Genomic DNA, 26323 nt, shown 5'->3' with positions numbered 1-26323 from the left:
AATTTATGTATAATAATTAGATACTCTTATTTCTCTTACGCTCTACTTCTGTCAAGTAAATTTTACGTAAACGTAAGTGATTTGGTGTTACTTCAACATATTCATCTTTTTGAATATATTCTAAAGCTTCTTCTAAAGAGAATTTAATAGCAGGAACAATCTTCGCTTTATCATCTGCTCCAGAACTACGAACGTTACTTAATTTTTTAGTTTTAGTTACGTTAACAGCCATATCGTCTCCACGAGAGTTTTCACCAATGACTTGACCTTCGTAAATATCTTCACCTGGATCAACAAAAAACTTACCTCTATCTTGTAATTTATCAATAGAATAAGGAATTGCTTGCCCTTTTTCCATAGATACCAAAGAACCATTTTGACGCTCTGGGATACCACCTTTTAAAGGTTGGTATTCTTTAAACCTATGAGCCATAATAGCCTCACCTGCAGTAGCTGTTAATAACTGGTTACGTAAACCTATAATCCCTCTAGAAGGCACCATAAATTGACACACCATTCTATCTCCTTTAGCTTCCATGCTTAACATTTCACCTTTACGCATTGTTACCATTTCGATGGCTTTACCAGAAACCGTTTCAGGTAAATCAATTGTCATTTCTTCCACTGGCTCACATTTTACACCATCAATTTCTTTAATGATTACTTGTGGTTGACCTATTTGAAGCTCGTAACCTTCACGACGCATGGTTTCAATTAAAACCGATAGGTGTAAAACACCACGTCCAAAAACAATAAACTTATCTGCACTATCAGTCTCTTCAACTCTTAATGCTAAGTTTTTTTCTAATTCTTTAGTTAAACGGTCTTTGATATGCCTTGATGTTACAAACTTTCCATCTTTTCCAAAGAAAGGCGAATCGTTAATGGTAAACAACATACTCATTGTTGGCTCATCAATAGCAATTGTTTTTAATCCTTCAGGAGTTTCGAAATCGGCTACAGTATCGCCAATTTCAAATCCTTCAAGTCCAACAATAGCACAAATATCTCCTGTTTGAACCTCATCTACTTTTAAACGACCTAATCCTTCAAAAACATGTAGTTCTTTAATTTTATTCTTTACAATTTTACCATCTCTTTTTACTAAAGAAATGTTTTGTCCAATTTTTAATTGACCACGAGTTAAACGTCCAATAGCTATACGGCCTGTAAAAGATGAGAAGTCTAAAGACGTAATTAACATTTGCGTATTTCCTTCTGGAATTTTTGGAGCAGGAATATGTTCGATAACCATATCTAATAATGGTTCAATATTTTCAGTTTCGTTTTTCCAATCGTCACTCATCCAGTTGTTCTTAGCAGAACCATAAACTGTTGGAAAATCTAGTTGCCATTCTTCAGCACCTAATTCAAACATAAGATCGAAAACTTTTTCATGTACTTCATCAGGAGTACAGTTTTCTTTATCCACTTTATTGATAACCACACAAGGTTTTAAACCTAAATCAATTGCTTTTTGTAATACAAAACGCGTTTGAGGCATGGGACCTTCAAAAGCATCAACTAATAGCAACACACCATCAGCCATATTAAGTACACGTTCTACTTCTCCACCAAAATCGGCGTGACCTGGAGTGTCAATAATATTAATTTTTGTGTCTTTATAAACTACAGATACGTTTTTAGACGTAATTGTAATTCCTCTTTCACGTTCTAAATCGTTGTTATCTAGAATTAAATCACCAGTATTTTGGTTTTCTCTAAATAGTTGACAATGGTACATGATTTTATCGACCAAAGTAGTTTTACCATGATCGACATGTGCAATAATTGCAATGTTTTTAATATTAGCCATAATAGTGCCTTATTTTAAGCGTGCAAAGGTACGTTAAATTCCTTTGCAAAAAGATTTTAAATAAATAATTATTTCTATATAGATTAATAAATATAAACTTTACTAATTGTTGTTAGCCTAATATTTAAACACTTATATATTAGTGTCTTATAATTATATATTGGCGTATGCAACTAATCTCCAATAGTTAATAATTTGTTATTATTATAAAATATCATAATATCAGTTATTATCTTTCGTTTAAATAAAAGATTAATAGTAAATAGCCATACTAACCAGTAATTAACCACATAGGCAATTTACATCTTAATAAAAACAGGTATTAACCCTAAATTTTTAAAAGATGAAACTGATTAGTAAATATTCAAAATTTGTACCCTACCTTTATTTTATTGCAGTAATTGCTTACTTATTTACAAGTGTAAATAAAAGCGAAGGTTTAACTGCTTACCCAATTTTATTATTTGGAATACCATTTTTATGGCAATTAATTAAACCAAATAAAAAATTAAATTTTTCTTTAGGAATTACATTTGTTTGTGTTTCTTCATACCTTATTCTAGCATACCTATCTGATATTTTTAATATTGTATCTATTTCAAATACAATAAAAAGCTTTATTGTTTTAGGTGGTTTATTTGTATTTACAAACTTTACCATGTCTCTTTGGATGATTAGAAATAGTATGAAAAAAGCGTTTTAAATTGATTATCTTTGTGGCTTAAATTTTTAAGCAAATGAATCTTAACGAGATCCCAAAAATAAAACACACCAATTCTAACAACTTTTTTCTATTAGCTGGACCTTGTGCTATTGAAGGTGAAGAAATGGCTATGCGTATAGCTGAAAAAGTGATTGCTATTACAGATAAACTAGAAATTCCTTACATCTTTAAAGGAAGCTTTAAAAAGGCTAATAGAAGCAGAATTGATAGTTTTACAGGAATTGGAGATGAAAAAGCACTTAAAATTTTAGAAAAGGTTTCGAATGCGTTTGATGTACCAACAGTAACAGATATCCACGAAATATCTGATGCTGAAATGGCTGCTCAATACGTAGATGTGTTACAAATTCCAGCTTTTTTAGTTAGACAAACAGATTTAGTGGTTGCTGCTGCACAAACAGGCAAAGTTGTGAATCTTAAAAAAGGCCAATTTATGAGTCCTGAAGCTATGAAACATGCGGTTCAAAAAGTAAAAGATGCTGGCAATAACAAGGCATGGATTACAGATAGAGGTACCATGTTTGGCTATCAAGATATGATAGTCGACTTTAGAGGAATTCCAACCATGCGTCAATATGCACCAACTATTTTAGATGTGACACATTCTTTACAGCAACCTAACCAGAGTATTGGAGTAACAGGAGGCAGACCAGATATGATTGAAACCATAGCAAGAGCTGGAGTAGTTAATAATGTAGATGGTTTATTTATTGAAACTCACTTCGATCCTGCAAATGCTAAAAGCGATGGAGCTAATATGCTACACTTAGATAATTTAGAAAAATTACTGACGAATTTAGTTGCCATTAGAAAAGTGGTAAATTCTTTGTAACCTACCTATTTCCAAAACGATTTATCTTTATGCAATTTCACTTCTTTAAGAATGGAAACCAAGACATCATCTTGTATATCTTCTAAAGTTTTATAGCGAAGCGATTTAACTATTTTTCTATTTTCACTTACTAAATAGGTATCAAACTTTTTTGAAAGATGAGCAGAATGCCAAAAGCCAACATCCACATAATCTTTACTTTGGTTGATGTAACAAATAGGTCTTTTTCCTATATAATAACAAGGCAATTTCCATTTATATTTTAATTCAAATTCAGGCAACGTTTTTTCTATAACCAGTTGCAAATACATCATTATGGATCGGAAAGGTTCCAATTGTTTAAGTATGTATGCTTCGGCTGGTTTCAAAAGGCTATAAATTTATATTTTCAAATTTAACAAAATAATATGATGCTAAAATCAAAATAATTTATTTACTTTGCTTTTCAAAGTACTTTAATATGGAATCAAAAGATTATTTAAAAGATTTAGGTGAGATAAAGCAACTCATGAATAAATCGTCTCGTTTTATTTCTTTAAGTGGTTTATCTGGAATTCTAGCAGGATTCTATGCTATTATTGGAGCTGCTGTTGCTTATTGGTTGGTTATAAGTTATAGTAATGGAACACTTATTCTTGACAGTAAAATTTTTAGATTAGTTTTATTAGATCTTATCTTAATTGCTGTTTTAAGTATTATTACAGCTGTAATATTAACAACCAGAAAAGCTAAAAAACACGGAGAGAAAATTTGGGACAATACCTCAAAACGGTTAGTTATTAATTTTTTAATTCCTCTTTTAGCTGGAGGATTCTATATTTTAATCATTTTAAACCAACAAAAATATGGACAAACAGGAGCCTTAATGCTTATATTTTATGGGCTAGCTTTAATAAATGCGTCAAAATATAGTATTGGTAATATTCGTTATTTAGGTATTATTGAAATTATATTAGGCTTAATATGTGCTTTGTTTCCTGGTTATGGCTTCTGGCTTTGGGTTTTAGGTTTTGGAATTATGCACATAATTTATGGTACTTGGATGCACTTTAAATATGATAATAATTAACATAATAAATTTTAAACACATGAAAACACAAGACAAAAGATTGGCAAGCATATTGATTTTTTCATCATTCATTCTCTTAATACCGTTAATTGCTATGCATTTTTCAGCTGAAGTTAATTGGTCTATTTTTGACTTTATAATAGCTGGGATATTGTTATTTGGAACTGGATTAGTAATGGAGTTAGTTTTAAGGAAAGTAAAAACTAAGAAAAATAGGGTTCTATTAACCATAACTATTATAATTTTACTTCTAATAACCTGGATAGAACTAGCAGTTGGCATTTTTGGAACACCAATAGCAGGAAGTTAGAGTCTTAATAAAATTTCTGTTTTTCTAGAAACTATTATGAGCATCATAAACAACATTAATAAAGTATTTGACCATCGAATTAGATTAGGCATTATGTCTATTTTAATGGTAAATGAGTATGCCGATTTTAATACACTAAAAGAACTTCTTGGAGCTACAGATGGTAATTTAGCAAGCCACACAAAAGCTCTTGAAAAGGCAGAATACATTACTGTAGAAAAACAATTTATAGGACGAAAACCAAATACTCGGTATACTACAACCAAATTAGGAAGAATTGAGTTTAACAAACATATTGATGCTCTCGAAAAATTAATTAATAATCAATAAATATATTTTTTTGTCAATACACTTTGTTTTTCAAAGTACTTTAGAATAATAATTATGGAACAAATACAAAAACCACAACAAAACAGATTTGGACAATGGATTAGAACATCAATAACTGCAAGAATGCTTATGGTAGGCTTTTTGGTAATTATATTACTTATTCCACTCCAATATATAAACAGTTTAATTACCGAACGATCTATTAGGCAACAAGATGTTGTAAATGAAATAAATGATAAATGGGGAAATCATGTATTAGTTTATGGACCAATATTAAAACTCCCATATAAAACGTATACCGAAACTAAAACGTTTAACGAATCTACTAAAACCTACTTTACAGAAACTAAAACACATATTAATTACGCATATATTTTTCCTGAAAATTTGGATTCTGAAGTGGAAGCCAATTCAAAAACCTTAAAAAGAGGTAATTTCGAGTCTGCTGTATTTACTACTTCTATGAATTTTTTAGGATATTTTAAAAAACCTAACTTAGAATTAAAAGGTATTAAAGATGAAGATATTGTTTGGGATAGACTAAAAATTTTAATAAAAACGTCTAATTTAAAAGGTATTAAAAATGAAATGACTATCCAAGTTAAAAACTCTAGTTATCCCTTTGAAACTACATTTAACAAAAACTCTAATGATGGTCTAGGTTATTTAGAGGAATTAGAATCAAGTCATTTAGAAGATTTAGACTTCACAAAATCTGATAAAGCAAATTTCAATTTTGATATTATTTTTAATGGAAGTAAAAGCATTCAAATAATTCCTATTGGTAAAGCTACTACTATGACAATGACTTCAAATTGGGCTGACCCAAGTTTTATAGGCAACTTTTTACCTAACAACGAAACCAAAGAAATAACAAAAGATGGTTTTCATGCAGATTGGAAAATATTACATATAAACAGAGCATTTTCTCAACAATATATAAATAAAATTCCTAACTTAAATGAATTTGCTTTTGGGACAAAATTTATGGTCATGGTAGATGAATATCAAAAAAGTGAACGCTCAGCAAAATATGGTTTTCTTGTTATTGGTCTTACATTTTTAGTCTTTTTTCTAATTCAAACTATGAGTAACATTAATATTCATCCATTTCAATATTTAATGATTGGATTAGCACTAACTATGTTCTATACTTTATTAGTTTCCATTTCAGAACATAGTAATTTTTTAAAAGCCTATTTAGTATCAGGAATATCTGTTATAACATTAATTACCTTATATGCTAAATCCATTTTAAAAACTTTAAAATTCCCAGTGTTTATTGGACTATCATTGACGGCTTTATATACCTTTATATATGTTATAATTCAATTAGAAAATTACGCCCTTTTAGTTGGTAGTATTGGACTCTTCTTAATATTAGCCATAGTTATGTTTGTATCTAGAAAAATTGACTGGAACAATAATTAATTACAAACCTTAAACCTCATTCTTTGGAGTTATTACATAAAAGGATGAGGTTTTATTTAAAATCTAATAAAGTTAAATGAAATTAAAATTTAATAAAACTTACTACCTTATTTTTATAGTAATTTTCATTGCTGAAATTTTCATTACAACATATATAAAAACAGGCTTTATAAGACATACTTTTGGAGATTTTCTGGTTGTGATACTTATTTATGCTTTTATTAAAAGTTTTCTCTCAATAAAACCAACTCGATTAGGCATTTGTGTATTAATATTTGCTTTCTTTATTGAGTTTCTTCAATTCTTCAACATTCTTAAAACCCTAAATCTTCAAAACCATACATTAGCCAAACTTGTTTTAGGTAGCACATTTCAAGTTTCAGATTTAATAGCCTATACTTTAGGAATTATTTTTATTCTAGCTATAGAATACAATCTGAAACGATTCTAACTAAAAAGGAACAGACTCCATATTTACAATTTATAATACTTCAAATTTAAATTTAATTAGTAAATTACTCATCTCTAAGAAGTATCAGCCCTAAATCACTATTAACAACCTAAATAATAAACCAACCATTATTTATGCTGAAATTCTTTCGTCGCATTAGACAAAATCTTCTTTTACAGAATAAAACATCCAAATACTTTAAATATGCCATTGGCGAGATTATTCTTGTGGTTATTGGAATTCTCATTGCTTTACAAATAAATAATTGGAATGAAGAACGCAAAAGGTCAAATCAAGAGATTGTTATTTTACAATCCTTAAAATCCGATTTTAAAGAATCCGAAAAACGACTACAACATACCTTAATGATGCAGAAAAATGCGTTGTCAAGAAGCATTTCTTTAATTTCAATATTTGAAGACAAAATACCCATGCCAATTAACGATTCTATAAAAATGTTTGTTGAATATGGTGCTTTTTCCTGGTACAGAGCCGAATTAGTTACTGGTGCTTATGACGCTTTAATAAATACTGGAGATTCTGATTTAATTAAAAATGGCCATCTTAATAGATTGTTAGCAGAATATTTCTCCATACTAAATGCAGGTTTTGAAGATCAAGAAACAAGTATGTTTCTCCTACATAGGTTACAAATAATTGCCGAACCTATATTACTGACATTATCTGTTTCACAGTTAAGGAATCGTATTGGATTGCGTCAAAATTCAGATGCTGATAAAGAAGCTGAAGCCATAAAATTCTTGTTTAAACAAGAGGCCTTTTTTGGTCATTTGTATAATAAAACGCAATTAGAAGATTTACGTTATTCCATTCAAAAGGATTTAATGAATAGAATTACTGATATATCAGCAATAATTGATGTGGAACTAAAGTCTATACAAAATGATTAAATTCTTTCGTCAAATTCGTCAAAACCTCCTTATGGAAAATAAAACAGGAAAATATTTTAAATACGCTATTGGCGAAATCATTCTTGTGGTTATTGGGATTCTCATTGCACTACAAGTGAATAACTGGAATCAAAATCGACTTGTGCAAAAGGAGAAAGAAGACATTCTTTTAAAATTACATTCTGATTTTATTGAGAATAAAAAAATAGTAAATGACTATAAAATTAGCTCAGATAAAGAAATGATGGCAAGCATCGCACTTATGAAATTGGTTGGAGCATCTCAAGAAACCCTATCAAATCATAATATAGACAGTTTACTATATGTATCATTGGGAGCCAGTGAAATTGCTTTTGCAGATAATACAGTAAAAAGCATTGTACAAAATGCAAATTTAAATCTCTTTAAAGACGATACTATTTCAGAATTACTTTACAAATGGAATTCGCTGTCAGAAATTAGAAAAAATCGCAACCATAAATTAGATAGTTGGGCAAATGAACAGATACTTCCATTTTTATTAGATAAAATTTCATTTAAAGAAATGGATATGCAAAGTGATTATGTTTGGGCTGGTAAATCTAAAGTAAAACCAGATTATTATGTGCTTTTTCAAACTGTGGAATTTGAGAACTATTATGACAATTATCTTTGGTTAATGCAAAATTTACGCGAACGAATTCAAGAAACCGAAATACTAATTGATGACATAATTGATGCGTCCAAACCTTAGTCAATATGATTAAATTCTTTCGAAAAATCCGTCAAAACCTCATTATGGAAAACAGAACTACCAAGTATTTTAAATATGCTATTGGCGAAATTGTGCTTGTGGTTATTGGAATTCTTATTGCCTTACAAATTAATACTTGGAACAAAGAACGAATAGAGCAGAAAAAAGAGCATACCTATTTAACTAATATAAAACGTGATTTACAACATCAGCTTGATTCTATTGACATTCATTTAAGCTATGAAACTATTTATATTGAAAATGCAAAACCATTTTTAGATACCTATTTCGAAAACGACGAGCTTGTTATAGATTCTTCTCTAATGAATAATTTATCGTTATTAACACAAAGAAAAACATTTGTAAGTACTGACCCAACATATACAGATTTAACATCTTCTGGTAATATTGATTTAATACAAGATCAAATCTTCAAAGACAAATTAATTGTGTATTATCAAAATTTAGAACGCATTGAAAAGATTATTCAAAATAATAATTCACAACTTACAGACCAACTTTTTATTACTAATATAATGGGTTTAATCTATTATAATGATGGTAGCCTACCCAACTCGAACCGATTGATAGAAATTTCAAAACGAATTCTCAAAAACGAAGAAAACGAATTATTACTTGTAAATATGACCACTTTCCGACAGATTTTAGCTGTTGGACATATAAAACTATTAACTGAATTAAAAACACTAACGAATGAGTTAATAGAACTTGTAAATAAGTTATTATGATTAAATTCTTTCGAAAAATCCGTCAAAACCTCATCATGGAAAACAAAACATCCAAATACTTTAAATATGCTATAGGCGAAATTGTGCTTGTAGTTATTGGTATTCTTATTGCATTACAAATAAATAACTGGAATGAAAATCGTTTAAAATCTAACAAAGAAACTGCCATATTAGCAAACATTCATAAGGAGTTTAAACAGAACAAGAAACAGTTAGACTCAGTCGTTGGTTTGCATAAAAAAGTTCATAGTAATTGTAGCAAAATTATAAATCTTTTCCCAATACTTTCAAAACCAGAACCAGCAGTTTTAGATTCATTATCTGTTTATTTATGGGAATCTTATGGAGGACATACGTTTAATCCCTCTCAAACCAGCATCAATGCCCTTGCTAGCACCTCTTCTTTTGATATTATAAAAAATGAAACCTTACGCGATTTATTGATATCTTGGAACGATTTGGTTATAGATTATCAAGAAGAAGAACTGCGTTCTAGAGATCATATTTGGGATCAATATGATCCCTATTTTTCTAAACATTTTGATTTTAACCTTAACTTTAAAGATGAGCGAAATAATTTTGAAGTATTACAAACCTTAGAATTTGAATATTTAGTAAAAAGCAGATACGATTTTCTGAACCAAATTTTAAACAGTAGTGGCGAATTACAACAAGTACAAGAAGTTCTTGATAATATTATTGAACTCACTAAACCAAAAAGCAACTAAAATTTTATGATAAAATTCTTTCGCAAAATCCGTCAAAACCTCCTTATGGAAAACAAAACAGGCAGATATTTTAAATACGCTATTGGCGAAATAATTCTTGTGGTTATTGGTATTCTCATTGCTTTACAAATTAACAATTGGAATGAACAACGTAAATTAAATAATGAAGAACAATCTCTTTTAAAAGACTTAAATTCTGAATTTAAAATAAACTTAGAAAACTTAAAAAACAACATGTTAATAAATCAAGAGAACCAAAAAGCAGTTGCAGGATTACTTGATTTGATTCAACAAAAAAACATGGAAGAAAACACAAATAAACTAGACAGTCTTTTTATGGTTGTTTTTTCTTACGGTTCCTTTAATACTACATCAGGAGTTTTAAATGAGGTAATTAATTCAGGAAAATTAAGAATTATTAAAGATGACTCATTAAGAAAAAACCTGACACAATGGCCTGGTAAAATAGATAATATGGTAGAAGATATCATTATAAGAAGAGATCAAATGAATTTTCAATTACAGCCTTTTTATTCAAAACATGCACCAATAAAAAACGGTAATAAATACATGTCGTTTGCTAGTTGGTCAGATAAGTATGAAGCTAAAAAAATGGAGGATTCAAATTTCGGATATAATATTGAAGCCTTAGAAAGTCGCGAATTTGAAGGCCATCTTTATAAGTATTTATTAGATCAAGATTTTGTAATCATGAACGATATTGAATTACATAATTTTATCGAACTCATATTAACACAGATCAATCAAAATCTTGCAAAATGATAAAATTCTTCAGACATATTAGAAAATCTTTACTAATGGAAAACAAAACATCCAAATACTTTAAATACGCCATTGGCGAAATAATCCTTGTGGTTATTGGTATTCTAATAGCGCTTCAAATTAATAACTGGAATGAAAAGCAAAAAGATCTGGACAAGGAACAACAAATACTATTGAGCTTGAGAGAAGAATTCAGGCAGAATATTGAAGAACTCAAATTTGATCACAGTCTTAATGAAGGTTGCTTAAATGCAATTGTTGCGCTTTTGAATTTTGACCCTACCAAAAATTTTAGAACACAAACCATTGATAGCTTATTGGGAAAAATGTACAATTATGCCACCTTCGATGCTAGATTAGGAGTTATGAATGACATAATATCTTCAGGAAATTTAGAGCTAATTCAAGACGAAAAATTAAAGTATGCTCTAAACCAATGGACAGGAGAACTGGATGACTATAGAGAAGATATTATTATTAGAAGAGAATATTGGGTAAACAATATGCCTCAAATATTATACAAACATATTCCGTTACGAAATATTGATGCTTCTATGAATAGGTCTGATTATAAACGCAATATCACTATTGAACCCATAGAAATTCCAAAGGACAATTATGTAACATTTTTATCTAGTTTAGAGGTAGATAGTATGTTATTCGATTACTACATGAACCAATCTTATGTTACAATAAATGAGAATACTATCATGCAGTTTTTAGAAGAAACAATAGAATTAATAGAAGCCAACATTAAAGAATTAAAATAAAATTACTCTTCTCTATTCTTCTCTTGAATTTTTCTAACAATATTCGCTGCTAAATTTCTTGGCATAAAACGAGGCAATGTTGCCAACAGCTTATTAAACTTACCCGGAATGGCATATACTTTTCCTTTCATCATAGCTTTATAACCATAAGCTGCAACTTCTTTTGCAGAAGCCATATTAAAGGTTATCTTATTTTCAGATGAATCGTTTGCTACCACTTTTTGAAACGATGTCTTTGTAGGTCCAGGACATAAAGCAGTTACCGTTACTCCTGTTCCTTTTAATTCACAGGCAATAGCTTCAGAAAAAGACAGAATATAACCTTTTGTAGCATAATATAAAGACATAAGTGGACCAGGTTGAAAAGCTGCTAGAGAGGATAAATTTAAAATTTTACCAGAACCTCTTTTAACCATGTCTTTTAAAACCAATTTAGTTAAATGTGTTGTAGTTAGAACATGTAAATTAAGCATCTGTTCTTCGCGTTTCCAATCTGTTTCCCAGAAAGAACCAAATAATCCAAAACCTGCATTATTAACTAACACATCTATTGGAGTTCCATGTAAGTCTGCTATAATCTCTTCAGAAATATTAATCTTGCTTAAATCCTTAGCAAAAACTTGAACTTTTACCGAAAAATTAGATTCAATAGTTTGCTTAGCTTCCTTAAGTTTTTCAACATCAATATCAATCAACACTAAATTATGTCCATCTTTAGCCAACAAAAGTGCCAACTCAAATCCTAATCCAGAAGCGCTTCCTGTTACTAAAGCTGTTTTATTCATTTTATAGTTTTAATATTTATCTACCTTCTACATAGTCTTGTAGGTAAGAGAATCTTTCGGTTAATTTTCCGTTTTCAGTAATCTTAGCACGTTTTAAAATACCTCTTTCATCTTTATTAAAAAATGCTGGAATAACATTTTCTAAAAACATCTCTCCAAAACCTTCGCTAGCATCTTTTGGTAATTCGCAAGGTAAATTATCAACAGCCATAACTGTTATAGCTCCTTTAGCATTAAATGCAACTTCACTTTCAGTTTTCGCATCATATCCATAAAATGGATCTGCTATGGTCGAAGCCCTTAAGGTTGAAGCAACAGGTCCATCGACATCGCAACTAATATCTGCAATTAAATTTATTTTAAAATCTGAACGCTTAGCATCTTCTCTCGTAAAAAGAAAGGGAGCATTATTTCCGTAAAAATGGCCAGCAATAAAGTAATCTGTTTCTTTAGCATAAGGCATAAAATTACTTTCATAGCCTGTTGGATCTTTATAAAACTCCCACTTCTCTCCTACTTTACCATCTTTACGTTTAGCATATTCCATGACATCTGCCATAACATAGACTGGCTCTGTAAACTTAGACGTTAAGTATAAAGCATCACTTACTTGTTTAATTTTTAAATGATCTAAAATTTCTTTCGCACCTAGAGCTACTTTTCCGGTTCCAGTAAGTAATATTTTAATATTCGGTATTGTTATTTTATTTAATTCAGCCTTTACTTCATCTAAATCTGCCAAAGTTTCAACTTTTGGTAAATTGAACAATCCATCTCTTAAACCTAATGCTCGAAACCCATTATAAGCACCAACCAAACCAGCATAACGTCCAAAACCAATAAGTCTTGCTCCACTTTTCTTAACTATTGTTTCGTGGTCAAACATTTCAATATTTTTTCCAAGCATAGCTTGAAGCAGTTTTCTATTATAAGGCTGTTTTTTAATAGTATGCGAAAAATAAAAGTATTTTTTGTTTGGAATTAAATCCTCAATAGGCACTTCTTTTACACCTATCATCACATCGCAATTGCTTACATCATTGGTAACTTCAAATCCTAAGGCTTTATATGCTGAATCTGGAAACACTCGAATATCACTAGATTCTACTTTAAAAGTAGCCTCAGGAAATTGTGCTCTGGCTTCTGCTAATTTTTCAGGCGAAAAAACCACACGTCTATCTGGTGGATTTTTACGTTCTTTTATGATGGCGAATTTGATACTCATTTAAAAACTCATTATTAGTTATAGTAAATAGTGTTTTATGACACATTTACATTTGGTATAGATTTTGCACGAAAATACATGGATTTATGAAGTTGCACAACTATTTTTTAGTAACTTCGCTTTCCTTTTAAAAAAAGGATATTATTTATTTGGGGTCGACTGGTTTTGACAGCGAGATCAATTAAATGGTAAGCACGTCGTGTAATGACTTTGAAACACGTAAAAGGCTAGGTCAAACATTTAAACGGCGAGAATAACTACGCTTTAGCTGCATAATCCGAATTATAGTAGGATTTGCCTAGGTACACAAGGTGTACAAGCTAAATGTCTCCTGAAAGCCTTTATTAACGGCGTTCGAATAGAGGCATCGTAAAAGTTAATATAGAAAGTAAAGCGCTTCGATTTATTTTTGAAACTAAAGAAGATAAGTTGTAAGTAGGTTGTCTTTAACCAGCTTACAGTCGAAAACCCAAGAAAAGAATAAACGTGTAGAAAGCTCTTTGGTGGCTTGTTTGGACCCGAGTTCGAATCTCGGCGACTCCACAAAAAAACTCCTAGAACATGCTTGTTTTAGGAGTTTTTTATATAAACAAATGGCAGATTAATGCTGTTGTATTTGTTTCATCTTGTTTAATCTTATAAGCTCTTGTTGAATTTCTTTACTACGACGCATAAATTTTTCAAATTTTTGACGTCTTAATTCAGCTCTTTCTCTCATTTTTTTATTAAAAGCCTCTTCAAGTTCATGTCTCTTTTTCCAAATGGCTTCACGCTTTTTATCTTCTGCAGCAACTGTAGAATAAGAGTACCAATAAAAAAATAAAAACATGGCTGCTAAAATTGAAATAATAATAAATCCGTTCATCATAATAATTATATTTTTAGTTAATAAAAAATACATCTCACGCCTAATGAATTTAAGATTTGGGGTAAGATTCCTTAAATACGCAATTACTTAAATTTAAGTAAATTGAAATAAATATGTATAAAAGTTTAGATTAAGAGACAATAAATTAGTTAAACGCCTAGAATTCTTAAATTCTAATTAAAATTTACTCATTCAAGTACTTAAAATAGGCTTCTTGTATTTGATTTATAGTCTCTTCTGATAAATCGAAAATAGTGGATTTTGTATTATTAGCCTCTTTACTTAAAAAGACACCCTTTTTAAAAGATATACTTTTTCTCATAGATGTAGATTTCAAATCATCTACATTAACAGTTATATCTAGATCCATATTACTCATAATATGATTTGCATTTTTTATGAATTCTTTAAAATCTTCTATAACAAACATAGCAAAACCTTCAGCTTTAACATCGTTTATAACAACAATAACATAAGTTTCACCTTTTGTTTGTTTAAACTCTATTACCCCATTATGAACTGTTGGTAATTTTCTGTAGAAAGTTCTATCTATAGATAAGATTTTATTTGATCTTTCTTCATAAAGAGTATCTACTTCATTTACATATCCACTAGTATGATGTGTCTTCCAATTAGATTTACAGTTAACTACAAGCAAACAAACTATTATAAATAGCACAAAATTTACAAAAACCAAACTTCTTTTATTCATAATAATCTTATTTGAATTTAACCAATTTTTTAGCCAATAACATTTCTTGACTTGAGAGAGGTTCATTTTTTAATGACTCTAATAATTTGCATAAACTTTTTGCACTTTCTAAGGGTACTATTTCTGAATTAAAATCTATTTGATCTAGTAAGTTTCTAACATTTTTAATAGCATCTAATAATTCTGTATTTTCAGCAGAATTACTAACAATTGCTTGTTCGATAAATAGAATTTTAGCTCGAATCATGATATAAAAGCCTATAATTTTAAGGGTTATTGTATAAGTGCTTTTTCTTACAAAGAGAATTTTTAATCAATAAATTGTCCAATTCTAACATACATTCTAAAACGGCAACTTTAGATGCTAAGTGCTTGTTACAGTCTTCTACTGTTTTATCTAACAATTCATTAGCTACTTGCTTTTGATTTAATTTAGATTGACAACTTAGTTCTACTTGACCTTTTTTTTTCACCTGGCAAAAGTAGATTCTGGAATTAAAGCTTCGTATGACGTTAAATGTCATGTAAATAAAAAATGCTACTTTTACTATCAACCAACCTTTTTCCTCAACATGAAAAAATACACTTCTATAGGTGCATTATTAATTGATTTTAGAAAATATACTATTATGTCTCAAGCAGAATTAGCTGCAAAATTTGATGTAGATATTAGAACAATTATTAGATGGGAAAAAAACGAAACATTATTAAAGCCTGATAAGGAAGAGGAAATGGTAGATATAACTTTTATTCCTTATCAAGTTATTAGAAATTTAAACGCTCCTGTATCCATTCCTGTTTTCTATGATTTTAACATTAGGAAGTATTCATTAAGTTCGCTTTCAAAAGATTTACCTGATCCAAATTGGATTAAAAACATTCATAGTAAAACGAATAGAATTCGAACAATAAAATATGATTCTGATTTAAATGACATCTTAAGATGTACTCAATTACAACCACATATTCCTAAGCCTATTTCTAAAGAATTAATTATAAAAGCTTCTGAAATATTATCTGAATTAAATTTAATTATTTTCGACACATCTGGATACTATTCAGGTCATTGTGTGTTTTTTCCATTAACTAAAAGGTTTTATAATAAAATAAAAAAAAGACAAATTAAAGAAGAAGATATAACAATAGAGGATTTAATAGATTATAAAAAATCCAAAAGTCCTGTGTTTTATGCGTACGATATTAATAGTGATTGTAATGAAAATTTTTTATATATAGCTGCAAGTATTCTCGAGTTTTTGAAAAAATTTAAAAGAAAATATACGTATGCTGCATATACTTCAAGAAATGATACTTATGATATAAACAAGGCTCTTGGATTAAATATTATTTGGGAAGACAAAGAGCTACAGAAAGAAATTAAAAGTATAGCTCCTCCAAGATTATATGAAGGAAATTTTAAGTATTTTTTAGAAAAATAAATATTTTATTCTAATGAAATTAATTTAAACCCACTATGTTGCCATTGGGTAATACCTCCATCTAAATCGTATACTTTAACAAATCCAGCTTCTATAAGTTTTTCTGCACAATTAGCACTTCTTCCACCAGATTTACAATATAAAACTACAGGTTTTGTTTTATCAAGTTTTAGAATATCTTGGTCAAAAGTATCAGAATAAAAATCAATATTTTGAGCTCCTTTAATAAAACCTTCAGCAAATTCTTCAGGAGTTCTAACATCAATTAATTGAACACCTTCCATTTCTATTATAGATTCCATTTCCTCTGGAGTTACTAATTGCATATTAGTGTTTTCAGAATTTTTACAATTCATAATCATTATTAAAAAAAGTAAACCTAATACTGATAAAATACGTTTCATAATTTTTTATCTTAATTGTTAGACACCTCACCTTGCCATTCGCTAAAACCACCTAATAAATTGTATGTATTAGAATACCCTAGCTGATTCATTATAGCACAAGCCTGTGCACTTCTTCCTCCTGAACGACAATACACATAATAATTCTTACTTTTATCTAAAGCTTCTACTTGATTAATAAATTCTTGACCTAGATATATATCAATATGTTTCGAATTTGGTATAAACCCTTCTTCTAACTCGTCTTCAGTTCTTACATCTAATATACAAGCATGCCCATCGTTAGATAATTGTTCTTGCCATTGCTCTTGAGTTAAATCTGCCATTAATTTCTTATTATAATTATTCTTGCAAAATTAATAAAAAAACCGAAGCCTTAACTACGGTTATTTTAGTTATTAAACTTTTATAGTACAACCAATAGCTCTAGTATGTTCTTCTTTAATAGGTTTTCCTTCCAACAGAGCATCTACAGCATTTTCAACATATTTTTGATTTACTGATTCTGGATGTTGATAATTATCATCTATAGCTCCAATATACTTTACTTGATTTCCTTTTTTAGTTTTCTGTAATACATATACATGTGGAGTTCTTGAAGCTCCATATTCAGGATATACTTTTTGATCTTTATCTATTAGGTATGGAAAATTAAACCCTTTTGCTTTGGCTCTTGCTTTCATGGCCTCCATATTATCTCCTGGACTTGCAGTTGTACTATTAGGCATAATGGCTATTACAGGAAATCCTTTAGACTCATACTTGTTATTTAATGCAATAATTCTATCTTCATAAGCTATAGCGTAAGGACAGGTATTACATGTAAAAATAACAATAAAGCCCTTTGCTTCTGAATAATTTGTTAAAGACACCATCTCTCCATTTACATTCTCTAAATTAAAATCTGAAGCTATATCTCCTACTTTATAACCAGAATTATCTAAACTTGTAAATGCTGAAAAAGCTAAAATAGCTAACAGCACAATTCCTACTTTTAATAATTTCATAATATTTATTTTAAAAATTGTTGAACTTCTATTTTTAATTCGTTGTAATTAAATGATTTTTCATAAAACTTCCTTTCAGTATTAGAATAAATTAATGTTGAAGGAATAGCTCCAGACCATTCTTCACTAACTTTAGGAATCCATGTATTAGAGTCAGTATCATTTAAAACAATAATTTCAGATTGTAATTTATTTTCTTTTATAAAGGGTATTAATTTGCTCTCGTATTGTTTCGGAAAATCTAAACTCACTAAAATTACTTTAATATTCTTATTACTAAACTCGCTATTTATTTTTTCAAAAGCTGGTAATTCTTTAACACATGGTGCACACCAAGTTGCCCAAAAGTTAATGATATAAACTTGATTATCTTGTCTCTTAAGATAAGGTTCAAATGAATTAAAATCAACAATATTTAATTCTATTTTTTCTTGAGTATCATTCTTTTCAATTAATGTCAAACTCCTATCATTTTTAACTGTTTGATTACAATTAAAAAGCAAAATCAAGCTTAAGCAAATACAAAACCTATATTTCATGTCAATAAATTTAATTAATACTAATTATTTTTATATAATCTTTAACAAATAATTACATATATAGGTCATATTTTATATATTTTAAATACTTTTACATACAAGTCTTTTTTTGTTATACAATATTTAGGTTACTAAAAAAGATTCGATTAATAGCTAACTAATTTTATTTTACTTTTAGTAATCTTAAAAACTACCATTAAATATGGTAGTTTTTTTTAATAATTATTTTGCTTAATAAACAAATCATTATATATTTGAAAAATAAAAAAAATGAACTCAATTTTAAATCATACTTGGTGGTGGAATTCTCGAAACTCTAATTCGTGAACAATCGCTATAGTATATTTAAAACTAAAATATCAAGGCTTGTCATTCACGACAAGCCTTTTTTTATTAATTAATTTATGAAAATATTCAGTTTATACACTCACCATAAAAAAATTCTAGCCGATACTATCACACCAGTAAGTATTTATCTAAAAGTACGCGATAAATTTCCAAATAGCATTTTACTTGAAAGTAGTGATTATCATGCAAATGACAATAGTTTTTCTTATATCTGCTGTAACCCAATTGCTTCAATAAAAGTTAAAAATGAAGTGATAACTCAAACTTTTCCAGATGGTACCATATTTAAAAACAAAATAAAGAAAAATACAAGTGTTACAGATGTGATTCATAAGTTCACAAAACGTTTTAAAGTACAATCAGATGACAGTTTTAAATTTATAAATAATGGTGTTTTTGGTTATATAGCTTACGATGCTGTACGTTATTTTGAAGACATTGAGATTTCTAAAAAAGAAGATCATTTAAACATCCCAGATATTTATTATGCTGTTTATCAAAACATCATTGCAATTAATCACTTTAAAAATGAAGCTTATATTTTTGCACATTGCTTTGATGCTGAAAATAATATAGATGACATTCTTCAGCTTATTAAATCAAAAAACTATTCAGCTTTTAATTATTCAACGAAAGGAAAAACAACTTCAAATCTTTCTGATGAGGAATATAAAACTCAAGTAGATTTAGCTAAAAAACATTGTGCTCGTGGTGATGTATTTCAACTAGTTCTTTCTAAAAAATTCTCTCAACAATTTAAAGGCGATGAGTTTAATGTGTATAGAGCCTTACGCAGTATCAACCCATCTCCTTACCTATTCTATTTCGATTATGGCGACTTTAAAATTTTTGGAAGCTCACCAGAAGCACAATTAGTTATAAACAAAGGAAAGGCTGAAATTCACCCAATTGCAGGAACTTTTAAACGTACTGGAAATGATGAAAAAGATGCTGAACTTGCTAAACAATTAGCCATAGACGACAAGGAAAACGCAGAACATGTAATGCTAGTAGATTTAGCAAGAAACGATTTAAGCAGACATGGAAGCCATGTAGTTGTAGAAAAATACAGAGAGGTACAATTCTTTTCTCATGTCATTCATTTAGTTAGTAAAGTAACAGGCAACAAACATAAAGAAACAACTACCATGCAAGTAGTCGCAGATACTTTTCCTGCAGGAACATTAAGTGGAGCACCAAAACATAAAGCCATGCAATTAATTGAGAAATATGAAAAAACGAGTCGTGATTTTTATGGTGGTGCTATAGGTTTTATGGATTTTGAAGGCAACTTCAATCATGCTATTATGATAAGAACTTTTTTAAGCAAGAACCATCAATTACACTGGCAAGCTGGAGCTGGAATAGTATCTAAATCAAATCCAGAACATGAGTTACAAGAAGTTTACAATAAACTTGGTGCATTAACAAAAGCTTTAGAATTAGCAGAAAATATATAATTATGAAAAACGTATTAGTTATTGATAATTACGACAGTTTTACTTACAATCTGGTTCATTACCTAGAAGATTTAGGTTGTAAAGTTACAGTTAAAAGAAACGATCAATTGCATATAGATGATGTTGAAGTATTTGATAAAATAGTATTATCACCAGGACCAGGAATACCTGATGAGGCTGGTTTGCTTAAACCAATAATAGCAAAGTATGCACCAACAAAAAGCATTTTAGGTGTTTGCTTAGGGCAACAAGCCATTGGTGAAGTTTTCGGTGGCACTATAATTAATTTAGATACTGTTTTTCATGGTGTAGCTACAAAAGTCACTACTTGTGTAGATGATGAAAACTTATTTAAAGGATTAGATAAGACTTTTGAAGTTGGACGTTACCATTCTTGGGTTGTAGACACCAATTTACCAGATGCATTAGAACCTACATCATTTGATGATAACGGACAAATTATGTCTTTACGCCATAGAGTATTTGATGTAAGAGGTGTTCAGTTTCATCCAGAATCTGTGTTAACACCAAATGGAAAACAAATACTAAAGAATTGGGTTGAAAATTAAACTTGTCATGCTGAGCTTGTCGAAGCATCTTTTTGCAAGATTCTTCACACTATTCTGAATGACAAAAACCCGACAAATTATAGAGTTAAATTAATAAGATTCCCACTTTCGTGAGAAATAAATATGAAAAACATACTAAATAGATTAATAAATCAAGAAAACATTTCAAGTGAAGAAGCTAAACAGGTTCTTGTAAATATCTCTAATGGTGATTACAACCAAAACCAAATAGCGTCTTTTCTAACTGTTTTTATGATGCGAAGCATAACCATAGAAGAACTTTTCGGATTTAGAGATGCACTATTAGAACTATGCATTCCTATTGATTTAAAGGATTATAATGCCATAGATTTATGTGGAACAGGAGGTGATGGAAAAGACACATTTAATATTTCTACGCTTGCATCTTTTGTTACTGCTGGAGCTGGAGTAAAGGTTGCAAAACATGGAAATTACGGAGTATCTTCTACTTGTGGCTCATCTAATGTTTTGGAACATTTAGGAATTAAATTCACTTCGGATACAGATTTTTTAAAGCGAAGTTTAGATAAAGCAGGCATCTGTGTATTACATGCTCCTTTATTTCATCCAGCCATGAAAAATGTAGCTCCAATACGTAGAGAATTAGGTGTTAAAACATTTTTTAATATGTTAGGTCCAATGGTAAACCCTTCGTTTCCTAAACATCAAATGGTTGGTGTGTTTAATTTAGAATTATTACGCATGTATGGTTACTTATATCAAAAAACAGATAAAAATTACACCATTCTTCATGCGCTTGATGGTTATGATGAAATTTCGCTAACTGGACCAACAAAAATTATTAGAAACACTTCAGAATATATGATTAGTCCTGAAGATTTTGGTGTTGAAACTTTAAACCAAGACAACATACATGGAGGTAATTCTGTTGCTACATCTGCCAAAATATTTACACATATTTTAAAAGGACAAGGTACTGAAGCCCAAAACAATGTGGTTTGTGCCAATGCAGCTATGGCAATTACTACAGTTACAGATATACCTATCGAAAATAGTTTTGAACTCGCAAAAGAATCACTATTAAGAGGTAAAGCTCTAAACAGTTTTAAAACACTAGTAAAACTAAGCAGTAACTAATGAATATTCTAGATCAAATAGTAGCCGATAAACGCATTGAAGTTAACCTTCGAAAACAACTTATTCCAATAACTCAATTAGAACAATCTGTATTATTTAACAGAGAAACTTATTCATTATCAAACAAACTTAAAAATAGTACGACTGGAATTATAGCAGAACATAAACGTCGTTCACCATCTAAATTGGTTATCAATCAAAACTTAAATGTGTTTGATGTTGCCAAAGGATATCAAAAAGCTGGAGTTTGTGGCATATCTGTTCTTACAGATGCTAAATATTTTGGAGGTTCTCTGGACGATTTATTAACAGCTCGTGCAAGTTGTAACTTACCATTACTTCGAAAAGAATTTATTATTGATGAATATCAAATAATGGAAGCTAAAGCTTATGGAGCCGATGTAATCTTATTAATTGCAGCCATTCTAACTAGGGATGAAATCAAGAGATTCTCTCAATTAGCTAAGAGTTTTAATTTAGAAGTGCTTTTAGAAGTTCATAATGAAGAAGAATTACATAAATCCATCATGCCAAGTTTAGATATGTTGGGTATTAATAATAGAAACTTAAAAACATTTGATGTGAGTCTGGAAAACAGTAAAACATTAAGTGAACTAATTCCAAACCATTTTGTAAAAGTCTCTGAAAGTGGTATTAGCTCTATTGAAGCCATAAAAGAATTACAACCTTATGGTTACAAAGGCTTTTTAATTGGAGAAAATTTTATGAAAACTGATGATGCAGGAAAAAATGCAGAAGAATTTATTAAAGCTTTAGAAAAATGAAATTAAAAATCTGTGGGATGAAATACCAAGATAATATCTCTGAAGTTGCACAACTGCAACCAGATTTTCTTGGTTTTATTTTTCATGAACCATCTGCAAGATATTTTGAAGAAACAATACCTGAAATTTCAGATACCATAGAAAAAATTGGTGTTTTTGTAGATGAAAAAGTGGAGTTTATTTCACGACAAATAGAAAAACACAAGTTGTCAGTTATTCAATTACATGGTCATGAATCTCCTGAATTATGTAGAATATTAAAATTGTCAGAAGTTAAAATTATTAAAGTATTTTCAATAAAAGATGTGTTTGACTTTTCTGTTTTAAACCCATATGAAGAAGTTTGTGATTTCTTTTTATTCGACACCAAAGGAAAACTTTCAGGAGGTAATGGTTATACATTTAATTGGGATGTTCTAAAAAAATATCCTTCAACCAAACCTTATTTTTTAAGTGGAGGAATTGGAATCGAAGAAACAGAAAATTTAAAATCATTTTTTAAGAGTGATGCTTCAAAATATTGTTACGCTATTGATGTAAACAGCAAATTTGAATTAGAAGCTGGATTAAAAAATATAGAATTGTTAAAAGAGTTTAAAAATAACCTGTCATGCTGAGCTTGTCGAAGCATCTCTTATGAGATTCTTCACTTCGTTCTGAATGATAAAGCAAAATAAAATGACTTACAACATAAACGAAAAAGGATATTACGGAGAATTTGGAGGTGCTTACATTCCAGAAATGCTCTATCCAAATGTAGAAGAGTTACGTCAAAACTATTTAAAAGTCATGAAAGAACCTTCATTTCAAAAGGAGTTCAATTTGCTTTTAAAAGATTATGTTGGTAGACCTTCTCCACTCTATTTCGCCAAACGATTATCAGAAAAATACAACACTAAAATTTATCTTAAACGAGAAGACCTCAACCATACAGGAGCTCATAAAATAAACAATACCATTGGTCAGATTCTAATGGCACAACGTTTAGGCAAAAAACGCATTATTGCCGAAACTGGGGCTGGACAGCATGGTGTTGCTACAGCTACTGTTTGTGCTTTAATGGGTTTAGAATGTATTGTATATATGGGAGAAATTGACATTGCTCGTCAAGCACCAAATGTAGCCAGAATGAAAATGCTAGGCGCAACAGTTATTTCTGCTAAATCAGGTAGTAAAACCCTTAAAGATGCAACTAACGAAGCCATTCGCGATTGGATAAACAATCCTGTAGACACACATTATATTATAGGATCTGTAGTTGGACCTCATCCTTATCCAGATATGGTAGCACGTTTTCAGTCTGTAGTTTCAAAAGAAATACAATGGCAATTAAAAGAACACGAAGATAAAACAAAACCAGATTATGTTGTGGCTTGTGTTGGTGGAGGAAGTAATGCTGCTGGAGCTTTTTATCATTTTCTTGAAGATACAGAAGTCAAGCTAATTGCTGTTGAAGCTGCTGGTCATGGCGTTGATTCTGGTGAAAGTGCAGCCACTTCGGTTTTAGGAAAGGAGGGTATTATTCATGGAAGCAAAACCCTATTAATGCAAACGAATGATGGACAGATTACAGAACCATACTCCATCTCTGCTGGCTTAGATTATCCAGGAGTTGGTCCAATGCATGCACATTTATATAAATCAGGTAGAGCTGAATTTATGTCAATTACTGATGATCAAGCCATGACTGCTGGATTAGAACTTTGTAAACTGGAAGGTATAATTCCTGCAATAGAGAGCTCGCATGCTTTAGCCATTTTTGAACAGAAAAAATTTAAGCCTGAAGATGTTGTGGTATTAAGTTTATCTGGTCGTGGTGACAAGGATTTGAATACATACATTAACTATTACAAATTATGAATTGTGAATAGAATCAATAAAAAACTAAACGAAAACAAAAAGTTACTATCTATATACTTTACTGCAGGTTATCCAAATCTTGATGACACAGTTTCAATCATTCAAAATTTAGAAAAAAGTGGTGTTGATATGATAGAAATAGGATTGCCTTTTAGCGATCCTCTTGCAGATGGACCAACCATTCAAGCTAGTTCTACACAAGCACTTATAAATGGCATGACTACCGAAGCACTTTTTAAGCAATTAAAAGATATTAGAAAAACGGTCAATATTCCTCTAATTATCATGGGATATTTTAACCCAATATTACAATATGGTGTAGAAGCATTCTGTAAAAAATGTTCTGAAACAGGTATCGATGGACTCATTATTCCAGATTTACCAGTAAATGTTTATAACGAACAATACAAACCAATTTTTGAGAAATATGACTTAATAAATGTCTTTTTAATTACACCTCAAACATCTATTGAACGTATCCATTTTATCGATTCTATTTCAAATGGATTTATTTATATGGTAAGTAGCGCTAGTGTTACAGGAAGTAGTTCAGGCTTTGGTGAAGAGCAAATCAACTACTTTAAACGAATTGCCAATATGAATCTTAAAAACCCTCAAATTATAGGCTTTGGAATTTCAGATCATAATAGCTTTACTCAAGCTACTACGTATGCCAAAGGAGCAATAATTGGAAGTGCATTTATTAAACACTTAAGTAATAATGGTGTTAAAGATACAGCCGATTTTCCAAATGCTATTTTAAACCAATTAACATGATTTAACATGTAACTACCTTATTTTGTGATAGTTTTAGTATTGTTTTGCGAGTTTTTTCTTTATATTATATATGAACTTAAAAATATAAAAAATGGGAACGATTCAAGATAAAAGAAAATTTAAAAGAAAAACAGAGCAAGATCATCCAACAAACCCTGAAGGTATTGCTAAAAAAACAAATACCAACAAGTTTGATATAGATGAGAAAACCATAAAAAATCAAAAAAATAAAAAGTAAAAATATTTGCATTAAAAAAGCAAACCTATCTTTAATTAGATAGGTTTTTTATTTTTACATGAAATTTCAAATTTTAAATAAATGCCGTTAAATATAGTATTAATAGAACCCGAGATTCCAAACAATACAGGAAACATTGGTCGTTTAGCTCTAGCTTCAGGATCAAATTTACATTTGGTAAAACCTTTTGGGTTCGAAATTTCAGACAGTCGCTTAAAACGTGCTGGTTTAGATTATTGGCAACATCTTAATCTTCATTATTATGAAAATATAGATGACTTTTTTAAGAAGAATAAAGATGCCAACATGGTTTTCTTATCCAGTCATGGCACAAAAAACCATTGGGACATTAAATTTGAAAATGAAATGTTTCTAGTCTTTGGAAAAGAATCAATTGGTTTGCCAAAATCTATGATTGATAATAATTTAGATAACTTATTTAAAATCCCTTTATATAATAACCATGTTAGAAGTCTGAATCTTGCAAATGCCGTTAGTATTGTTGTTTATGAAGGATTAAGGCAACTATCTTAAATTGAAATTGACATTCT

At 29.7% G+C, this 26323-nt stretch carries 35 protein-coding genes and 1 other RNA gene; 24 read left to right on the top strand and 12 right to left on the bottom strand.

Translation table 11 applies throughout. From position 1 onward, the window contains the following. Window positions 1-16: 16 nt before the first annotated feature. A complete protein-coding gene (typA, locus tag FVF61_RS03655; protein WP_148453470.1) occupies window positions 17-1816 on the bottom strand; it encodes a translational GTPase TypA in 1800 nt (599 codons plus the stop codon). A gap of 343 nt (window positions 1817-2159) precedes the next feature. On the opposite strand from typA, the gene FVF61_RS03650 reads away from it, so the two are divergent. Next, window positions 2160-2519, top strand: coding sequence for a hypothetical protein (locus FVF61_RS03650; protein WP_148453467.1), 360 nt, complete (start codon window positions 2160-2162; stop codon window positions 2517-2519). A 34-nt stretch (window positions 2520-2553) separates the two neighbouring features. Further along, entirely contained in the window at window positions 2554-3372 is an 819-nt protein-coding gene (kdsA, locus tag FVF61_RS03645; RefSeq protein ID WP_148453464.1) for a 3-deoxy-8-phosphooctulonate synthase, read from the top strand. Window positions 3373-3377: 5 nt separating this feature from the next. Here kdsA and FVF61_RS03640 read toward each other — a convergent pair whose 3' ends face one another. Beyond that, a complete protein-coding gene (locus FVF61_RS03640) occupies window positions 3378-3740 on the bottom strand; it encodes a DUF1801 domain-containing protein (protein ID WP_148453462.1) in 363 nt (120 codons plus the stop codon). Between the two features lie 92 nt (window positions 3741-3832). On the opposite strand from FVF61_RS03640, the gene FVF61_RS03635 reads away from it, so the two are divergent. The 11 genes from FVF61_RS03635 to FVF61_RS03585 all read left to right on the top strand — a co-directional run bounded on the left by FVF61_RS03635 (window position 3833) and on the right by FVF61_RS03585 (window position 11637). Next, window positions 3833-4441 (top strand): hypothetical protein, encoded by a 609-nt coding sequence (locus FVF61_RS03635; RefSeq protein WP_148453459.1) that lies wholly within the window; start codon window positions 3833-3835, stop codon window positions 4439-4441. 19 nt (window positions 4442-4460) lie between these two features. Further along, entirely contained in the window at window positions 4461-4751 is a 291-nt protein-coding gene (locus tag FVF61_RS03630; RefSeq protein ID WP_148453456.1) for a hypothetical protein, read from the top strand. A gap of 36 nt (window positions 4752-4787) precedes the next feature. Next, window positions 4788-5081 (top strand): winged helix-turn-helix domain-containing protein, encoded by a 294-nt coding sequence (locus tag FVF61_RS03625; RefSeq protein ID WP_148453453.1) that lies wholly within the window; start codon window positions 4788-4790, stop codon window positions 5079-5081. A 54-nt stretch (window positions 5082-5135) separates the two neighbouring features. Next, on the top strand, window positions 5136-6512 hold the full coding sequence (creD, locus tag FVF61_RS03620) for a cell envelope integrity protein CreD (RefSeq protein ID WP_148453450.1): 1377 nt from the start codon (window positions 5136-5138) through the stop codon (window positions 6510-6512). Window positions 6513-6588: 76 nt separating this feature from the next. Beyond that, complete coding sequence (locus tag FVF61_RS03615; protein ID WP_148453447.1) at window positions 6589-6963, top strand: ribosomal maturation YjgA family protein; 375 nt, start codon at window positions 6589-6591, stop codon at window positions 6961-6963. A gap of 134 nt (window positions 6964-7097) precedes the next feature. Beyond that, window positions 7098-7874, top strand: a complete 777-nt coding sequence (locus FVF61_RS03610; protein ID WP_148453444.1) for a DUF6090 family protein — start codon at window positions 7098-7100, stop codon at window positions 7872-7874. 31 nt (window positions 7875-7905) lie between these two features. Beyond that, window positions 7906-8607: a hypothetical protein gene (locus FVF61_RS03605; protein ID WP_199757267.1), complete on the top strand. Its 702-nt coding sequence runs from the start codon at window positions 7906-7908 to the stop codon at window positions 8605-8607. 5 nt (window positions 8608-8612) lie between these two features. Next, window positions 8613-9356: a DUF6090 family protein gene (locus tag FVF61_RS03600; protein ID WP_148453439.1), complete on the top strand. Its 744-nt coding sequence runs from the start codon at window positions 8613-8615 to the stop codon at window positions 9354-9356. Then, the gene (locus FVF61_RS03595) at window positions 9353-10084 is read left to right on the top strand and encodes a DUF6090 family protein (RefSeq protein WP_148453437.1); all 732 of its coding nucleotides are present in this window, start codon (window positions 9353-9355) and stop codon (window positions 10082-10084) included. The genes FVF61_RS03600 and FVF61_RS03595 overlap by 4 nt, the downstream gene beginning before the upstream one ends. A 45-nt stretch (window positions 10085-10129) precedes the next feature. After that, window positions 10130-10867, top strand: coding sequence for a DUF6090 family protein (locus FVF61_RS14250; protein WP_199757266.1), 738 nt, complete (start codon window positions 10130-10132; stop codon window positions 10865-10867). After that, complete coding sequence (locus FVF61_RS03585) at window positions 10864-11637, top strand: DUF6090 family protein (RefSeq protein ID WP_148453434.1); 774 nt, start codon at window positions 10864-10866, stop codon at window positions 11635-11637. Before FVF61_RS14250 ends, FVF61_RS03585 begins: the two co-directional genes overlap by 4 nt. A 2-nt stretch (window positions 11638-11639) precedes the next feature. Here FVF61_RS03585 and FVF61_RS03580 read toward each other — a convergent pair whose 3' ends face one another. Continuing rightward, a complete protein-coding gene (locus tag FVF61_RS03580) occupies window positions 11640-12422 on the bottom strand; it encodes an SDR family NAD(P)-dependent oxidoreductase (RefSeq protein ID WP_148453430.1) in 783 nt (260 codons plus the stop codon). Window positions 12423-12438: 16 nt separating this feature from the next. Then, window positions 12439-13641, bottom strand: coding sequence for an NAD(P)-dependent oxidoreductase (locus FVF61_RS03575; protein ID WP_148453537.1), 1203 nt, complete (start codon window positions 13639-13641; stop codon window positions 12439-12441). A gap of 157 nt (window positions 13642-13798) precedes the next feature. Here FVF61_RS03575 and ssrA point away from each other — a divergent pair. After that, window positions 13799-14193, top strand: a transfer-messenger RNA (tmRNA) gene (gene ssrA / locus FVF61_RS03570). Between the two features lie 55 nt (window positions 14194-14248). On the opposite strand, the gene FVF61_RS03565 is transcribed toward ssrA, so the two are convergent. The 4 genes from FVF61_RS03565 to FVF61_RS03550 all read right to left on the bottom strand — a co-directional run bounded on the left by FVF61_RS03565 (window position 14249) and on the right by FVF61_RS03550 (window position 15700). Beyond that, entirely contained in the window at window positions 14249-14515 is a 267-nt protein-coding gene (locus tag FVF61_RS03565; RefSeq protein WP_148453427.1) for a hypothetical protein, read from the bottom strand. Between the two features lie 184 nt (window positions 14516-14699). Further along, window positions 14700-15227, bottom strand: coding sequence for a hypothetical protein (locus tag FVF61_RS03560; RefSeq protein WP_148453424.1), 528 nt, complete (start codon window positions 15225-15227; stop codon window positions 14700-14702). Between the two features lie 7 nt (window positions 15228-15234). After that, window positions 15235-15474, bottom strand: a complete 240-nt coding sequence (locus FVF61_RS03555) for a hypothetical protein (RefSeq protein WP_148453421.1) — start codon at window positions 15472-15474, stop codon at window positions 15235-15237. 19 nt (window positions 15475-15493) lie between these two features. Continuing rightward, window positions 15494-15700 carry a hypothetical protein gene (locus FVF61_RS03550; RefSeq protein ID WP_148453418.1) on the bottom strand — a complete coding sequence of 69 codons (207 nt, stop codon included), beginning with the start codon at window positions 15698-15700 and terminating at the stop codon, window positions 15494-15496. Between the two features lie 99 nt (window positions 15701-15799). Between FVF61_RS03550 and FVF61_RS03545 the strand changes: the two genes are divergently transcribed. Beyond that, window positions 15800-16666 carry a helix-turn-helix domain-containing protein gene (locus tag FVF61_RS03545; RefSeq protein ID WP_148453414.1) on the top strand — a complete coding sequence of 289 codons (867 nt, stop codon included), beginning with the start codon at window positions 15800-15802 and terminating at the stop codon, window positions 16664-16666. 5 nt (window positions 16667-16671) lie between these two features. Here the strand turns inward: FVF61_RS03545 and FVF61_RS03540 are convergent, their stop codons facing one another. The 4 genes from FVF61_RS03540 to FVF61_RS03525 all read right to left on the bottom strand — a co-directional run bounded on the left by FVF61_RS03540 (window position 16672) and on the right by FVF61_RS03525 (window position 18538). Next, entirely contained in the window at window positions 16672-17070 is a 399-nt protein-coding gene (locus FVF61_RS03540) for a rhodanese-like domain-containing protein (protein ID WP_148453411.1), read from the bottom strand. Between the two features lie 11 nt (window positions 17071-17081). Further along, window positions 17082-17396: a rhodanese-like domain-containing protein gene (locus tag FVF61_RS03535; RefSeq protein ID WP_148453408.1), complete on the bottom strand. Its 315-nt coding sequence runs from the start codon at window positions 17394-17396 to the stop codon at window positions 17082-17084. Between the two features lie 72 nt (window positions 17397-17468). Continuing rightward, window positions 17469-18077: a thioredoxin family protein gene (locus FVF61_RS03530; protein WP_148453405.1), complete on the bottom strand. Its 609-nt coding sequence runs from the start codon at window positions 18075-18077 to the stop codon at window positions 17469-17471. Window positions 18078-18082: 5 nt separating this feature from the next. Next, window positions 18083-18538 carry a TlpA disulfide reductase family protein gene (locus tag FVF61_RS03525; RefSeq protein ID WP_233586672.1) on the bottom strand — a complete coding sequence of 152 codons (456 nt, stop codon included), beginning with the start codon at window positions 18536-18538 and terminating at the stop codon, window positions 18083-18085. Window positions 18539-19020: 482 nt separating this feature from the next. Between FVF61_RS03525 and FVF61_RS03520 the strand changes: the two genes are divergently transcribed. The 9 genes from FVF61_RS03520 to FVF61_RS03485 all read left to right on the top strand — a co-directional run bounded on the left by FVF61_RS03520 (window position 19021) and on the right by FVF61_RS03485 (window position 26306). Then, complete coding sequence (locus tag FVF61_RS03520) at window positions 19021-20424, top strand: anthranilate synthase component I family protein (protein ID WP_148453399.1); 1404 nt, start codon at window positions 19021-19023, stop codon at window positions 20422-20424. Between the two features lie 2 nt (window positions 20425-20426). Further along, window positions 20427-20993, top strand: coding sequence for an anthranilate synthase component II (locus FVF61_RS03515; RefSeq protein WP_148453396.1), 567 nt, complete (start codon window positions 20427-20429; stop codon window positions 20991-20993). A 123-nt stretch (window positions 20994-21116) separates the two neighbouring features. Continuing rightward, window positions 21117-22112, top strand: coding sequence for an anthranilate phosphoribosyltransferase (trpD, locus tag FVF61_RS03510; protein WP_148453394.1), 996 nt, complete (start codon window positions 21117-21119; stop codon window positions 22110-22112). Continuing rightward, entirely contained in the window at window positions 22112-22897 is a 786-nt protein-coding gene (gene trpC / locus FVF61_RS03505) for an indole-3-glycerol phosphate synthase TrpC (RefSeq protein ID WP_148453392.1), read from the top strand. Before trpD ends, trpC begins: the two co-directional genes overlap by 1 nt. Then, window positions 22894-23514, top strand: coding sequence for a phosphoribosylanthranilate isomerase (locus tag FVF61_RS03500; RefSeq protein WP_148453389.1), 621 nt, complete (start codon window positions 22894-22896; stop codon window positions 23512-23514). The genes trpC and FVF61_RS03500 overlap by 4 nt, the downstream gene beginning before the upstream one ends. Window positions 23515-23575: 61 nt before the next feature. Then, window positions 23576-24757, top strand: coding sequence for a tryptophan synthase subunit beta (trpB, locus tag FVF61_RS03495; protein ID WP_148453386.1), 1182 nt, complete (start codon window positions 23576-23578; stop codon window positions 24755-24757). A gap of 3 nt (window positions 24758-24760) precedes the next feature. Next, window positions 24761-25534 (top strand): tryptophan synthase subunit alpha, encoded by a 774-nt coding sequence (gene trpA, locus FVF61_RS03490; protein WP_148453383.1) that lies wholly within the window; start codon window positions 24761-24763, stop codon window positions 25532-25534. 91 nt (window positions 25535-25625) lie between these two features. Further along, complete coding sequence (locus FVF61_RS14245) at window positions 25626-25772, top strand: hypothetical protein (RefSeq protein WP_199757265.1); 147 nt, start codon at window positions 25626-25628, stop codon at window positions 25770-25772. 81 nt (window positions 25773-25853) lie between these two features. Further along, a complete protein-coding gene (locus FVF61_RS03485) occupies window positions 25854-26306 on the top strand; it encodes a tRNA (cytidine(34)-2'-O)-methyltransferase (protein WP_148453380.1) in 453 nt (150 codons plus the stop codon). Window positions 26307-26323 lie beyond the last annotated feature (17 nt).

It is taken from the genome of Xanthomarina maritima, assembly GCF_008084905.1.
GTDB lineage: Bacteria > Bacteroidota > Bacteroidia > Flavobacteriales > Flavobacteriaceae > Xanthomarina > Xanthomarina maritima.
This window is presented reverse-complemented; position numbering and strand designations above follow the sequence as displayed.